The organism is Pseudoclavibacter sp. Marseille-Q434, from assembly GCF_050315415.1.
Taxonomy (GTDB): domain Bacteria; phylum Actinomycetota; class Actinomycetes; order Actinomycetales; family Microbacteriaceae; genus Pseudoclavibacter.
This window is the reverse complement of the sequence record NZ_JBNPQH010000003.1, coordinates 416,698-429,527: the sequence shown is the minus strand read 5'-3', so window position 1 is coordinate 429,527 and position 12,830 is coordinate 416,698. Positions and strand designations below refer to the sequence as shown.

Here is a 12,830-nt window from a genome sequence, read left to right as displayed (position 1 = left end):
GGACGTCGCCTCCCGAGTCGCCTCCAGCGGTCGCGCCGGGGCGACCGAATGATGGCGCGGCGCACGTTCGAGGCGTACGGCCGCCGGGCGCGGGAGTACGCGGACCTGCTCGGCAGCATCTCGGCGACGGCGGCGCAAGATCGCGCGCTCATCGAGACCTGGGCGAGGGCGATCGACGGCCCGGTGCTCGATGTCGGCTGCGGGCCCGGGCACTGGACGGCCTGGCTGCACGAGCTCGGCGTCGACGTCGAGGGCATCGACCCCGTTCAGGAGTTCGTCGACATCGCGGCGCACCGGCACCCCGACTGCGTGTATCGCCAGGGAACGGCGGAGGCGCTCGGGGTCCCGTCCGCGAGCCTCGGCGGCGCGCTCGTCTGGTACTCGCTCATCCACACCGGGCCGTCCGGGCTGCCCGTCGCCCTCGCCGAGCTGGCGAGCTGCATCCGCCCGGGCGGCGGGCTGCTGCTCGGCTTCTTCGAGGGGTCGGCGGTGGAGCCGTTCGGGCACACGGTCGCGACGGCCTTCACCTGGCCCATCGCCGACCTCGCGCGGCTGCTCGACGACGCCGGGTTCATCGTCGAGCAGGCGCACGCGCGAACGGATGCGGGAGCCCGGCCGCACGGCGCGATCGTCGCGACGCGCGCAGCCGGTGCCTGACGGCGACCCAGGTCAGGCCGGGATGCTCGAGGGCTCGCGCAGCGAGTGGATGAACGCGAGCTTCTCGATGACCGTGTCCGGCAGGACGAACGGGTAGAGGTCGCGCTGCCCGAGCGAGCGGTTGACGACGTTCATGGCCGTCGCGAACGGCATCCAGCTGTCGAGGACCACGTCGCGGGCCGACGCGCCGGGTTCCGGCGCGGGCAGCAGCTCGAAGGCCACGGCCGTCTCGAGGGTGTCCTGGATGTGCAGGTAGTGGGCCCAGGTCTCGGCGAAGTCCTCGTACGGGTGCATGGTCGCGTAGCTGCTCAGGTAGTCGCGCTGCCACCCCTCGGGAGGGCCTTGGTCGTAGTGCCGGTCGATCTCGGCCTGGTAGTCGGCGCGCTCGTCGCCGAACAGCTCCCGTGCCTCGTCGATGCGGTCGGTCTGCTCGACCAGCTGCCACTCGTAGTAGTGCCCGCTCTCGTGGCGGAAGTGCCCGAGCATCGTGCGGTACGGCTCGGCGAGGCGCTGCCGCACCTGCTCGCGGTAGCTGTCGTCGCCCTCCGCGAGGTCGATCGTGATGACGCCGTTGGCGTGGCCGATCGTGACGCTCTCGGACACGCTCGAGAGCAGGTCGAAGACGGGCGTCTGGCCGACGGTCGCGGGCTCCCCGCTCGCCTTCGGGCGGGTCGCGAAGCCGAGGCGCGTGAGGTCGCGCACGAGGTGGCGCTTCGATTCCTCGGCGATGGGGAAGAGGCGCAGCCCCTTCGCGTCGGCGTCGCTCGGCCGGGTGCGGGTGAGCTGGCAGCTCTCGCACAGCCCGCCAGGCTGCGCCGTCAGCCACGTGCATCCGGCGAGCTCGGCGTTGCTGCATCGCCGCAGGCCCGCGTCCGCCGCCGCGTCGCCGGCCTCGACGAGCACGTCGTCGAGGCCGAGCACGTAGCCCAGCTTCGACGAGCAGCGCTCGCAGGACACGGAGTCGAAGAAGACCTCGTTCTCGCACACATCGCAGTGGAACCGTCGCACGGGAAGCCTCTCTTGGGCCGCGGCTCGGGGTGCCGCGACGACCGACGGATCACTGTACGCGGCGCCGGGTGGGAGGTCCCGGCGCTTGACAAGCCGCGCCTCGCGCCCCGTCCGGCGGCGAGTGCGATCAGACGGGCAGGCCCTTCTGGCGCAGGAGCGCGTTGAACCGTTCGGGGTCGGAGGTGCCCTCCTCGTTGTGCTTGCGGATGCGGGCTTCCCGGTCGAGGTGCCTGCGTGCGTCCTGCAGGAGCGACTCCGCTCGCGGTGCTGGAACGGCGAGGACGCCATCGAGGTCCCCGAGCACCAGGTCGCCTGGGTTCACGACGAGGCCCGCGATGGACACGGGCACGTTGATCTGGCCCGGGCCGTCCTTCGTGGGTCCGCGGTGCGTGTGTCCGCGCGCGTAGGCGGGCATGCCGCCTTCCCGCCATTCGGCGACGTCGCGCAGGGCCCCGTCGATGACGAAGCCGCCGAGTCGCTTGGTGATGGCGCTCGTGCGGATGAGCCCTCCGATGACCGCCTGGCTGAGGTCGCCGCCGCCTTCGATCACGATGACGTCGCCCGGGTGGGCATCCATCATGGCCTTGTGCACCATGAGGTTGTCGCCAGGCCGGATCTTCACGGTCACGGCCTGCCCCGAGAGCGGCGCGTCGCCGTGGTAGGCGTGGAGGCCGAGCGCGCCGACGGAGCGCCCGAGGCAGTCGCCGGCGACGGCGACGGGGATCTCACGGAACGCGTCGATCAGGGATGCGGGGAGGTCGGGTGCACGCTCGCCGATGAAGTAGCCGGTCGGCCAGGTGGGTGCCGCGGTGGGGTCCTGCTCGGTCATGCGTTGCTCCGTTCGATCGAGAGAGTGGTGGGGTTCACGCAGGACCGTGCGTCCGGGGGCGTGCCCTCGAGGAAGCCGAGGATGTTCCGGGCGGCGGTCAGTGCCATGGCCTCCAGGGCCGCTGGGGTGGAGCCCCCGACGTGGGGCGTGACGACGACGTTCGGGCAGTCCAGCAGCGGGTTGCCGGGCTCCATGGGCTCCGACCAGGTGGTGTCGAGGCCCGCACCGAAGAGCTGGCCGCTGCGAAGCGCCTCGACGAGGGCGGGTTCGTCGATGACCTCGCCGCGGGCCGTGTTCAGCACGATGGCATCCGCCGGCAGCAGGGCGAGCTGCTCGGCCCCGATGAGGCCGCGTGTCCGTTCGCTGAGCGGCACGTGGATGCTCAGCACCTCGGCCTGCGCGAGCAGCTCTTCGAGGCTGCCGACCATGGTCAGCTCCGGGATGGGGGAGTCCAGTCCGAATCCGGGGTCGAAGGCCAGCACGCGCATCCCCGTCGCCGCCGCAGTGCGCGCGACCCGCCGACCGATCTGGCCGGCACCGACGAGGGCGAGCGTGGCGCCAGCGAGCTGCCGCCCGTCCTGGGCCCTGCTCCAGCGTCCCTGCCGGATCTCCGCGTCCATCCAGGACACCCGACGTGCTGCGTTGAACATGAGCGCGATCGTGAGCTCGGCGACCGACTGGGCGTTGGCGCCCGGCGTGGTGAACACCGGGATGCCGTGGGCGGTCGCCGCGTCGACGTCGATGTTGCCGACGCCGACGCCGTGCTTCGAGATGACCCGGAGCGTCGGGCAGGCCTCGATGGCTGCGGCCGACAGCTCGACGGTGCGGGAGATGACCGCGTCGACGGCCTCGCTGGCCATGATCTCCTCGACCTCGGCGCGACCCCCGCCGTCAGGCAGGTAGATGATCCTGCTTCCGGCCTCCTCCAGGGTTCGAACCCCGGCGTGACCGAGTCGTGGGGCCGTCACGAACACCGTTGCGCTCATCGCACCGTCTCCTTCGTCGGTTCAGGGTCCTGCTTGGATTGCGGGCGCGGGCGGTCTCGAACCGCACCGCGAGGTCATTCGAGTGCGGGCGGCAGCCCGGTTCGCGGCAGGTCGCGGACGCAGGCGCGGAGCGCGTCGACGAACTCGGGGATGCGGGCGTCGACGAATCTGGCCGTCGGTCCGCCGAGCACGACGACGACGGGCTGCAGGTGGGGTCGGTCCGGGTTCTCGGGCACGAGCATCGCCAGGCCGCTGTTGCCGGACTCCCGCTCGCCGTGGCTGAGGCCCCAGCCCTGCTCGCGGATCTCATCCACACGTCGGCGCAGCGCGGCGGTGTCGATGTCGATGCTCTCGTCGGCGTCGAGCTGGGCGAGCACCGCGTCGAGGGCTTCGGGCCGCTCTCCGCTGAGGAGGGTCGTGGATGCGGCGCCGAGCCAGATGGGCAGCTCGTCGCCGACCTGGACGACGTGGCGGATGGTGTGCCGCCCGGGTGCCTGCGCGATGGCGACGCGCTTGAGGTCGCGGCGGACGTAGAGGCTCACGGTCTCACCGGTCTGCTCGGCAAGCTCCCGGAGTCGATCGAGCGTGGCTGCCGGAGCGGACCAGGCCGCCTTCGCGAAGGCTCCCCAGCGGATCATGCGGGGGCCGACGCTCACGCGGCCATCGGGCAGGAGCTGCAGCATCCGCTCGCCCACGAGGGTGTCGACGAGGCGGAGCACGGTCGTGCGAGGGAGCTCGCAGCGGCGGACGATGTCGGAGACGGCCAGCGACTGGCCTTCGTTCTCGAAGCAGTCGAGGACATCGAGGGCGCGGCTCACGGCGCGGATGCCACCTGGCTCTGACCGCTGGGCGGGGGCGTCGTCGGCGCTTGTCATGGGGTCTCCGGCTTCGGATCGTTTGCTTGCCCGGTCACACTAGCGTACCATCTGGTGGACAGAAGTGTCCGCTGTGTGGACAAGTCAATCACAAGGGAGTGATCGTGACAGCAAGACGGAAGCTCATGGGCGGACTCGGCATCGCCGCGACCGCCGTGCTCGTCGGGATCGCGGCGTTCGACGCCAGCGACTCGACGACCGGGACCGACCCGAGCACGAAGCTCACGTTCATGGCGCCAGCGGCGCCAGGCGGTGGATGGGACGGAGTGGCACGGGAGGCACAGCAGGCGCTGCGTGCAGACGGGATCGTCAACAACGTCCAGGTCGTCAACGTGCCCGGCGCCGGAGGCACCATCGGACTGTCGCAGTTCGTGGGCCTGGGCGCTGACCCGACCAACCTCATGATGACGGGGACGGTCATGATGGGCGCGATCAACGTCAACGACTCCGCCGTCGACCTCTCCGACACGACACCGATCGTGCGGCTCGCCGAGGACTACGAGGTCTTCATCGTGCCGGCGGACTCGCCGTACCAGACCCTGGATGACTTCATCGCCGACTGGAAGACGGACCCGCACGCGCTCGCCGTCGGCGGTGGCGGTGTCGGCGGCACCGACCATCTCCTCGCCGGCCTCGTCGCGGAGGATGTCGGCATCGACCCGGCCGAGCTCAACTACGTCTCGTACGCGGGCGGTGGCGAGGTGCTCACCGCGCTGCTCTCGAACACCGTCGCCGTCGGGGTCAGCGGCTACAACGAGTTCAGCGACCAGATCGAGGCGGGCAACCTCCGCGCGCTCGCCGTGTCAGCGGAAGAGCCCGTCGACGGCATCGACATCCCCTCCCTCATGGACCAGGGCGTCGACGTCCACCTCCCCAACTGGCGAGGCATCGTCGCCCCTCCCGGCATCACGGACGCAGAACGCGACCAGCTCGTCGCGATCTTCGAGGACATGGTCGCCACTCCCGAATGGCAGGACACGCTCGAACGCAACAACTGGGAGCCAGCAGTGCTCACCGGCGACGAATTCGCCGCCTTCATCGAAGAAGACCAGGCGAGAGTCGACCAGATCATCGAGGAGCTCGGACTATGACCGGCGTCATCCCCACCTCAGCGTGGACGCAGCACGACACCACCGCGAGCCCTGGCTGGTGGCGCCGCCGCACCGGACTCATCGTGCCGGGGATCCTCACCCTCGTGGGGATCGGCCTCGTCATCGGCACCGTCACGATGGCCGTGCCGAGCAACGTCTCCCAGCCGGGCCCGCAGGTGTTCCCGGCGATCATCTCGGTCGCGATCTTCATCGTGGCGGCCTTCCTCGCCGTCGACGTCATCCGCAACCCGGAACCGACGCGAGTGGCAGAGCCGGACCTGGCTGAGCTCCGAGGCGAGAAGAGGGTCGTCGACCAAGAGGTCGACGAGCTCTCCGACTTCGACCGCGACGAGCTCGCGGTCGTGCAGGACAAGGAGCTCGCGGCCGAGCACATCAGGCCGCGCACCAACATCCGCTCCCTGCTTGGCGCCCTCGGCACGACGATCGTCTTCATCGCCGCGCTCACCCCGCTCGGCTGGCTGCTCTCCGGCGCCTTCCTCTTCTGGGGTATCTCCAGGGCCCTCGGCAGCCGCCGACCCGTGTTCGACATCTTCCTCGCGCTCGCGATGTCGTCCATCGTGCAGATCGCGTTCTCGATCGGGCTCGGCCTCAACCTTCCTCCCGGCATCTTCGTAGGAGTCCTCTGATGGATACGCTCGCAAACCTCGGGGAAGGGTTCCTCACGGTCCTGACCCCCATCAACATGCTCTGGGTGCTCATCGGCGCCGTGCTCGGCACGGCCGTCGGGGTCCTCCCCGGCCTCGGCTCAGCGATGGCCGTCGCCCTGCTCCTCCCCGTCACGTTCTCGCTCGACCCCATCGGCGCCTTCATCATGTTCGCTGGCGTGCTCTTCGGTGGGCTCTTCGGCGATTCGATCGCCGGCATCCTCATGAACACGCCGGGCAACAGCACGGCGATCGCCGGATCGATCGAAGGCCATGCCATGGCCAAGAGCGGACGAGCGGCTCAGGCCCTCGCCACCTCGGCCATCGGCGCCTTCATCGGCGGCATCCTCGCATCGATCCTCGTCGTCTTCTTCGCGCCCCGTCTCGCTGAACTCGCGACCCTGTTCGGCCCCGCCGAGTACCTGGCGCTCGCCATCTTCGCGTTCATCGCGATCTCTGCGGTCGTGACGCAGTCCATCATCCGCGGTCTCGCCGCGCTCGTCCTCGGCCTGGCCATCTCCGTCGTCGGCATCGACTCGATCTCGGGCACATCGCGCTTCACGGCCGGCATCCCCGAGCTCTTCGACGGCATCGACATCGTCGTCATCACGGTCGGTCTGCTCGCGCTCGGCGAGGTCTTCGCTGTCGCAGGGCGCCGCGGCTACTCCGACGACACAGGCCTCATCCAGTCGAAGGGGCGCCTCTGGCTCTCGCTCAGCGAGCTCCGCCAGGCGATGCCGGCCTGGCTGCGGGGGACCGCGATCGGCGTTCCCTTCGGCATCATCCCCGTCGGCGGCGCCGAGGTGCCGACGTTCCTCTCCTACGGCGCCGAGCGTCGACTCGACAAGCGCCGCAAGAAGCCGATGTTCGGCTTCGGCGCCATCCAGGGTGTCGCCGGCCCGGAAGCTGCGGGAAACGCCACCGCGGGAACCGCCATGGGCGCTCTGCTCGCGCTCGGCCTGCCCACCTCCGCCACCGCTGCGATCCTCCTCGCCGCGTTCCGGCAGTACGGTCTGCAGCCAGGGCCGCTCCTGTTCGAGCGCTCCAGCGAACTCGTCTGGGCGCTGCTCGCGAGCTTCTTCATCGGCATGGTCGTGCTCCTCATCCTCAACCTCCCGTTCGCGCCGCTCTGGGCGAAGCTGCTGAAGATCCCACGCCACTACCTCTACGCGAGCATCACGCTCTTCGCGATGCTCGGCGTCTACGCCACGAGCGGCAAGATCCTCGACCTCGTGCTCGTCGTCGTCATCGGGCTCATCGGATTCACGATGCGGCGCTACGGGCTGCCCGTCGCCCCGATGCTCATCGCGATCATCCTCGGGCCGCTCGCCGAGACCGAGTTCCGCCGGGCGATGGCCGTCAGCGAGGGCGACCCGGGCGTGCTCATCGACAGCCCCATCACCATCACCCTCTACTCCGTCCTCGCACTCACCGTGGCGTTCGTCATCGTGCGGGTCATCCGCACGAAGCTCGCTGCGAGAAAGGAAGTCACGGTATGACCGAGACCCCATCAGGCCCACTCGCGGGAGTCCGCGTGCTCGACATGACCAACGTGCTGGCGGGGCCGTACGCCTGCTACCAGCTCGCCCTCATGGGGGCGGAGGTCATCAAGGTCGAAGTGCCGGACGGCGGAGACCTCGCCCGCAGGCTCGGCGCCGACTCCGAGCTCAACGGCAGCCTGATGGGGGTCTCCTTCCTGGCGCAGAACGCCCAGAAGCGCTCGATCACGCTCGACCTGAAGTCGGACGGCGGCCGAGAGGTCATGCGGCGCCTGGTCGCCGAGGCCGACGTGCTCTGCGAGAACTTCCGGCCAGGCGTGCTCGAGCGGCTCGGCTTCGGCTGGGAGGCGCTGCGCGCCATCAACAGCAAGCTCGTGTACTGCGCCATCTCAGGCTTCGGCCAGACGGGGCCGCTGCGCTCGAAGCCGGCCTACGACCAGATCATCCAAGGTGGGTCCGGGATGATGAGCGTCACCGGCACCCCGGAGACCTCCCCCCTCCGGGCCGGCTACCCGATCGCCGACACGCTCGGCGGGCTCGCGGCCGCGTTCGCGATCTCCTCCGCGCTCCACGGACGCGAGCGCACTGGTGCGGGCTCGTGCATCGACGTGTCGATGCTCGAGACCGCCGTCACCGCGATGGGCTGGGTCGTGTCGAATCACCTCATCGCCGACCAGGTGCCGCGCGCCCTCGGCAACGACAACGGCACGGCGGCGCCGTCCGGGACCTTCCAGACGGCGACCGGGGCGCTCAACATCGCGGCCAACAAGCAGGAGCAGTTCGTCGCGCTCACCGAGGCGATCGGCCGCCCGGAGCTGGCCGACGACTCGCGCTTCCACGACCGGGAGGACCGCAAGCGCTTCCGGGCGGAGCTCACGCGTGAGATCGAGCAGGCGCTGAGCGCGCACGACACGGCGCACTGGGAGGAACTGCTCTCGGCGCGGGGCGTGCCGGCGGCCGCCGTCCTCACGGTTCCGGAGATGCTCGCCAGCCCGCAGATCGTCGACCGGGAGCTCGTGCACGATCTGCCCTTCCCCGGGCGCGACGGCGAGACCCTGCGGGTGCTCGGCAACGGCATCCGCCTCGATGACCGACCGAGCGCCCCCACCGTTCCGCCGCCGGGGCTCGGCCAGCACACCGACGAGATCCTGCACGAGCTCGGCTACGACGAGGCGGAGATCCGAGCACTTCACGAGGAGCGAGCCGTATGAGCAGCACGACCGACCGCCAGCCCACCGTCGACGACGCGACCGCGTGGTGGAGCACCAGCGTCACCCGCATCGCCCCGGGGGAGATCGAGCTCCGCGGCTACCCGATCGAGGACGTCATCGGCAACGTCGGATTCGTGAGCACGATCTGGCTCCTCACAACGGGGGCGCTCCCGACGAGGGCCGTGTCCGAACTCCTCGAGGCGACGCTCGTCGCGAGCGTCGACCACGGTCCCCAGGCGCCGTCGATCGCCAGCGCGCGCATGGCGGCCACCTGCGGCGTCGGCCTCAACTCGGCCGTCGCCAACGGGGTGAACGTGCTCGGCGACACGCACGGCGGAGCCGGCCAGCAGTGCGTCCAGCTGCTCAACGACCTCGTCACCCGGCACGAGTCCGAGGGCGTCGCGTTGGAGCAGCTCGCCCGCGAGGCGATCGCCGACCACAAGAGCCGGGGAATGTTCGTCCCGGGCTTCGGGCACCGGTTCCACCCCCGCGACCCGCGCCGCGACCCGCTGCTGCGGCTCGTCGAAGAGGCCGTCGCCAGGGAGGACATCTCGGGCCGCTACCTCGCCGCCGGTCTGGCGCTCGAGCGCGCGCTCGAGCGGGGGGAGCGGCGCATCCCGATGAACATCGACGGCATCTCCGCGATCGTGTACGCCGAGCTCGGCGTGCAGCCGGAGCTCGCGAGGGGCCTCTTCGTGCTCTCGCGCTCCGTGGGGATCCTCGCCCACGCGTGGGAGGAGAAGCAGGCGGGGCAGCGCATCAAGGGCCCGCTGCCGCCGCCCCTGCTCGCCGACTACACGGGTGAGGCGACGCGCGACGTGCCCGGCGCGCGCCGGGCGGCTACTCCCTGACCGCCCCCTCGAGCATCCCCTGGATGAAGTGGCGCTGCAGGAAGATGTAGAGCACGACGACGGGCAGCGCCACCATGATGGCGCCGGCCGCGAGCAGCGCGGTGCCCTGCGTGTACTGGCCCTGGAAGAACGCGAGGCCGAGGGGCGCCGTGCGCACGCTGCCGTTCGGCGACATCACGAGGGGGATGAGGAACTCGTTCCAGGTCCACATGAACGTCAGCAGCACGAGCGTGAGGATGGCGGGCCGGCCGATCGGCACGAGCACCTGCCAGAGGATGCGCATGGAGCCGGCCCCGTCGAGCTTGGCCGCGTCGATGAGGGCCTGGCTGGAGGAGCGGAAGTAGGTGCGCATCCAGAACGTGCCGAAGGCGATCGACATGGCGATCTGCGGGAACGCGACCCCCCACACCGTGTTCGTCAGCCCGACGGTGCGCAGGTCGAAGTAGAGGGGCACGATGAACGCCTCCGTCGGCACCATGATGCCGAGGAGGAACAGGTAGAAGATCGGCGTCGCGCCCCGGAACTTCATGGTGCCGAGCGCGTAGCCGGCAAGGATGGAGGCGAGCACGGCGACGACGACCACGATCGCCGCGACGACCACCGACGTGAGCATGTACTGCCCGAAGCGGGCGACCTCCCAGGCCGTGGGGAAGTTCTCCCAGTGGAAGATGCGCCCCTCCTGGGCGACGGTCGCGTTCTCCGGCCCGAACGCGAGGGTCACGATGACGCTGATCGGTCCGAGGATGACGAGCCCGAAGACGCCGAGGATCAGGTAGTTGGCGACCTTCTCGAAGACGGAGACGTTCATGCGCGGTCCCCGATCCGGTTCACGACGAAGTTGATGGCGAAGACGATGAGGGTCAGCACAGCGCCGACTGCCGTGGCGGCCCCGACCTCGCCGAGCTCGAACGCCCGCCGGTACACCTCGAAGCTCGGCACGGTCGTCGACGTGCCGGGCCCACCGCTCGTGGTGACGTAGATGAGGTCGAAGGTCTTGAGCGCGGCGACGATCGTGAGGGTCAGGGCGACCGTGATCTCGCCACGCACCGACGGCAGGGTGATCGAGAAGAACTCGCGCACGGGTCCCGCGCCGTCGAGCCGCGCGGCCTCGTAGAGCTCCTTCGGCACGCGGCTCATGCCGGCCATGAGCAGCACGGTCACGAGGCCGAGCGACACCCACGAGCCGATGAGTCCCACGGCGGGCAGCGTGAAGGTGTAGTCGCCGAGCCACGCCCGCGTCCAGCTCTCCAGCCCGACGAGGCGCAGCAGCCCGTTGAGGGGACCGTCCGGCGCGTAGATCTGCCGCCACGTGACGGCGACGACGACCATCGCGATGACCTGCGGCAGGAAGATGAGCGTCCGGAAGAAGCCGAGGCCCCGCACCCTCGCCCGCGTGAGGATCGCCGCGAGCATGAGTCCGACGGCGAGGGGCAGCACCGCGTAGAAGAAGATGAGCACGAACGCGTGCCCGAACGCCTCCCGCAGCCGCTCGTCCTGCACGATCTGCACGTAGTTGTCGAAGCCGACGAAGGTGGATGCGCCGAGCCCGTCCCACTCGAAGAACGAGAACTGCACGGCCCGACCGAGCGGGAACAGCAGGAACGTGCCGTAGAGGAGGAACGCGGGCGCGAGGTACGCGAAGGGCACCCAGGCGGGGGTGCCACGGCTGGCACCCCTCGCTGGGCGGCGCTCTCGCGCCGTCGGGTCCTTGAGCGTCATCCGCGGAGACGCTCTGGCCGTGCCCGCACGGCCAGGCCCAGACCGATGCTCCTCATCAGCGACGACACCGGGGTCACTCGTTCGCTGCAGTGAAGGCCGCGTAGTCGGTCTCGAGGGCCTCGGTGAACTGCTCAGGCGTGAGCTGCCCGTCGATGAGCCCCTGCAGGGACTGGCCGATGGTGTCGCCGAAGGTCGGCGTCGCGTAGTCGAGGTAGGGGAGGACGCTGCCCGACTCGGTGACCTCGCCGAAGGCGCCGTAGATGTCGGCGAAGACACCGGACTCGGGCGCCAGCTCGGCGGACTTGTTGACGGGCAGGTTGCCGGTGTCGGCGAGGATCTGCATCGCGTCGTCGCTCGTCAGGAAGTCGATGTACGCGGCCGCGACGTCGGTGTTGTCGGCCGCCGAGGTCATCGCGAACGGGAGGCCGGTGCCGCCGGTCGTCGCCAGCGCACCGTCATCCGTCTTCGGCACGAAGAAGCCCAGGTCGTCACCCATGCTCGCCTCGAGGTCGGCCGCGAGCCACGAGCCGCCGATGAGGAAGACGCCGTTGCCGTCTGCAAGCGCCTGCCAGGCGGCGTCGTAGTCGGTGCCGTTCACGCCGCTGTTGAAGTAGCCGTCATCCACCCAGCCCTTGAGGGCGGATGCCGCCTCCACGTTCTCCGGCGTGGTCCAGCTCGCGCCGGGGTTGCCGAGCCCGAGGTTCGTGATGGTCTCCGCATCCACGTAGCCGCCCTGCAGCGGGCCGAACACGTGCCCGGCCGGCCACTGCTCGATGTTGCCGAGCTGCATGGGCGTCTCGCCCGCCGCCTTCGCCGTCGCGAGCGCGGAATCGAACTCCGACCAGGTGCCGGGCACCTCGATGCCGAGCTTGTCGAGCTTCGCCTTCGAGTAGAAGATGCCGACGACCTCACCGACCTGGGGGAGGCCGTACAGGTTGCCTTCGCCAAACACCTTCGCGTCGTCGCTGTACGTCGAGTACTGCAGGATCGACTCCTGGTAGCGGTCGAACCAGCCGTACGCCTCCGCGTAGTCGTCGAGCGGGCGCAGCTGCCCGGCCTCGACGAACGCCCCCATCGTGTTGCGGCCGTTGTTGGCCTGCACGACGTCGGGCGCGTTGTCGTCGGTGAGCGCCAGGCGCAGCGTCGTCGCCAGGTCGTCGAAGGCCTGCGAGTTCCGCTCGATCGTCACGTTCGGGTACAGCTCCTCGAACGCCGCGTTCAGCTGCTCGATCTGCTCGTTCTGCCCGCCGCGCACCTCCTGGTCCCAGACGGTGAGCGTCACGTCCCCGACCTGCGAGATGTCGGTGCTGATGTCGCCTGCTGGCTCGGCGGGGCCGTCTGTCTGGCCGGTGCCTGGCGCGCAGCCCGCCAGTGCGAGGACGAGCGCCAAGCCGCCTGCGGCCGCCGCGGTTCTCCGGTGCTTCTCGTACATGTTGGGC

Annotated in this window: 13 protein-coding genes; 6 read left to right on the top strand and 7 right to left on the bottom strand. The window is 70.1% G+C overall.

Features of this window, described 5'->3' with window-relative positions; translation table 11 throughout:
- Positions 1–48 precede the first annotated feature (48 nt).
- Complete coding sequence (locus tag ACQFZP_RS14200) at positions 49–657, top strand: class I SAM-dependent methyltransferase (protein ID WP_211891741.1); 609 nt, start codon at positions 49–51, stop codon at positions 655–657.
- 12 nt (positions 658–669) lie between these two features.
- Here the strand turns inward: ACQFZP_RS14200 and ACQFZP_RS14195 are convergent, their stop codons facing one another.
- From ACQFZP_RS14195 to ACQFZP_RS14180, 4 genes are all read right to left on the bottom strand, one after another.
- Positions 670–1,644, bottom strand: coding sequence for a zinc-binding metallopeptidase family protein (locus ACQFZP_RS14195; RefSeq protein ID WP_307852871.1), 975 nt, complete (start codon positions 1,642–1,644; stop codon positions 670–672).
- A gap of 148 nt (positions 1,645–1,792) precedes the next feature.
- Complete coding sequence (locus ACQFZP_RS14190) at positions 1,793–2,494, bottom strand: RraA family protein (RefSeq protein ID WP_211891739.1); 702 nt, start codon at positions 2,492–2,494, stop codon at positions 1,793–1,795.
- The gene (locus ACQFZP_RS14185; RefSeq protein WP_211891738.1) at positions 2,491–3,480 is read right to left on the bottom strand and encodes a hydroxyacid dehydrogenase; all 990 of its coding nucleotides are present in this window, start codon (positions 3,478–3,480) and stop codon (positions 2,491–2,493) included. Before ACQFZP_RS14185 ends, ACQFZP_RS14190 begins: the two co-directional genes overlap by 4 nt.
- Before the next feature lie 74 nt (positions 3,481–3,554).
- Complete coding sequence (locus ACQFZP_RS14180; protein WP_211891737.1) at positions 3,555–4,355, bottom strand: IclR family transcriptional regulator; 801 nt, start codon at positions 4,353–4,355, stop codon at positions 3,555–3,557.
- A gap of 104 nt (positions 4,356–4,459) precedes the next feature.
- On the opposite strand from ACQFZP_RS14180, the gene ACQFZP_RS14175 reads away from it, so the two are divergent.
- From ACQFZP_RS14175 to ACQFZP_RS14155, 5 genes are read left to right on the top strand one after another with little or no spacing between them, the layout of a single operon-like run.
- Complete coding sequence (locus ACQFZP_RS14175; RefSeq protein ID WP_307852869.1) at positions 4,460–5,446, top strand: Bug family tripartite tricarboxylate transporter substrate binding protein; 987 nt, start codon at positions 4,460–4,462, stop codon at positions 5,444–5,446.
- Positions 5,443–6,093: a tripartite tricarboxylate transporter TctB family protein gene (locus tag ACQFZP_RS14170; RefSeq protein ID WP_179557346.1), complete on the top strand. Its 651-nt coding sequence runs from the start codon at positions 5,443–5,445 to the stop codon at positions 6,091–6,093. Before ACQFZP_RS14175 ends, ACQFZP_RS14170 begins: the two co-directional genes overlap by 4 nt.
- The gene (locus tag ACQFZP_RS14165; RefSeq protein WP_104311223.1) at positions 6,093–7,610 is read left to right on the top strand and encodes a tripartite tricarboxylate transporter permease; all 1,518 of its coding nucleotides are present in this window, start codon (positions 6,093–6,095) and stop codon (positions 7,608–7,610) included. The genes ACQFZP_RS14170 and ACQFZP_RS14165 overlap by 1 nt, the downstream gene beginning before the upstream one ends.
- Entirely contained in the window at positions 7,607–8,821 is a 1,215-nt protein-coding gene (locus ACQFZP_RS14160) for a CaiB/BaiF CoA transferase family protein (protein ID WP_211891736.1), read from the top strand. The genes ACQFZP_RS14165 and ACQFZP_RS14160 overlap by 4 nt, the downstream gene beginning before the upstream one ends.
- On the top strand, positions 8,818–9,672 hold the full coding sequence (locus ACQFZP_RS14155) for a citryl-CoA lyase (RefSeq protein ID WP_211891735.1): 855 nt from the start codon (positions 8,818–8,820) through the stop codon (positions 9,670–9,672). Before ACQFZP_RS14160 ends, ACQFZP_RS14155 begins: the two co-directional genes overlap by 4 nt.
- On the opposite strand, the gene ACQFZP_RS14150 is transcribed toward ACQFZP_RS14155, so the two are convergent.
- The 3 genes from ACQFZP_RS14150 to ACQFZP_RS14140 form a co-directional block, all read right to left on the bottom strand.
- Positions 9,662–10,480, bottom strand: a complete 819-nt coding sequence (locus ACQFZP_RS14150) for a carbohydrate ABC transporter permease (RefSeq protein WP_104311226.1) — start codon at positions 10,478–10,480, stop codon at positions 9,662–9,664. The two genes, ACQFZP_RS14155 and ACQFZP_RS14150, sit on opposite strands and share 11 nt — an antisense overlap.
- Positions 10,477–11,391, bottom strand: a complete 915-nt coding sequence (locus ACQFZP_RS14145; RefSeq protein ID WP_211891734.1) for a carbohydrate ABC transporter permease — start codon at positions 11,389–11,391, stop codon at positions 10,477–10,479. The genes ACQFZP_RS14150 and ACQFZP_RS14145 overlap by 4 nt, the downstream gene beginning before the upstream one ends.
- A gap of 73 nt (positions 11,392–11,464) precedes the next feature.
- Positions 11,465–12,823, bottom strand: coding sequence for an ABC transporter substrate-binding protein (locus tag ACQFZP_RS14140; RefSeq protein ID WP_211891733.1), 1,359 nt, complete (start codon positions 12,821–12,823; stop codon positions 11,465–11,467).
- Positions 12,824–12,830 lie beyond the last annotated feature (7 nt).

What these genes read in the sequence shown, in the direction of transcription:
- ACQFZP_RS14170 (WP_179557346.1), top strand. Translation starts at nt 5,443, where the DNA reads ATGACCGGCGTCATCCCCACCTCAGCGTGGACGCAGCACGACACCACC.
- ACQFZP_RS14200 (WP_211891741.1), top strand. Translation starts at nt 49, where the DNA reads ATGATGGCGCGGCGCACGTTCGAGGCGTACGGCCGCCGGGCGCGGGAG.
- ACQFZP_RS14185 (WP_211891738.1), bottom strand. Translation starts at nt 3,480, where the DNA reads ATGAGCGCAACGGTGTTCGTGACGGCCCCACGACTCGGTCACGCCGGG.
- ACQFZP_RS14150 (WP_104311226.1), bottom strand. Translation starts at nt 10,480, where the DNA reads ATGAACGTCTCCGTCTTCGAGAAGGTCGCCAACTACCTGATCCTCGGC.
- ACQFZP_RS14155 (WP_211891735.1), top strand. Translation starts at nt 8,818, where the DNA reads ATGAGCAGCACGACCGACCGCCAGCCCACCGTCGACGACGCGACCGCG.
- ACQFZP_RS14180 (WP_211891737.1), bottom strand. Translation starts at nt 4,355, where the DNA reads ATGACAAGCGCCGACGACGCCCCCGCCCAGCGGTCAGAGCCAGGTGGC.
- ACQFZP_RS14145 (WP_211891734.1), bottom strand. Translation starts at nt 11,391, where the DNA reads ATGACGCTCAAGGACCCGACGGCGCGAGAGCGCCGCCCAGCGAGGGGT.
- ACQFZP_RS14165 (WP_104311223.1), top strand. Translation starts at nt 6,093, where the DNA reads ATGGATACGCTCGCAAACCTCGGGGAAGGGTTCCTCACGGTCCTGACC.
- ACQFZP_RS14190 (WP_211891739.1), bottom strand. Translation starts at nt 2,494, where the DNA reads ATGACCGAGCAGGACCCCACCGCGGCACCCACCTGGCCGACCGGCTAC.
- ACQFZP_RS14140 (WP_211891733.1), bottom strand. Translation starts at nt 12,823, where the DNA reads ATGTACGAGAAGCACCGGAGAACCGCGGCGGCCGCAGGCGGCTTGGCG.
- ACQFZP_RS14160 (WP_211891736.1), top strand. Translation starts at nt 7,607, where the DNA reads ATGACCGAGACCCCATCAGGCCCACTCGCGGGAGTCCGCGTGCTCGAC.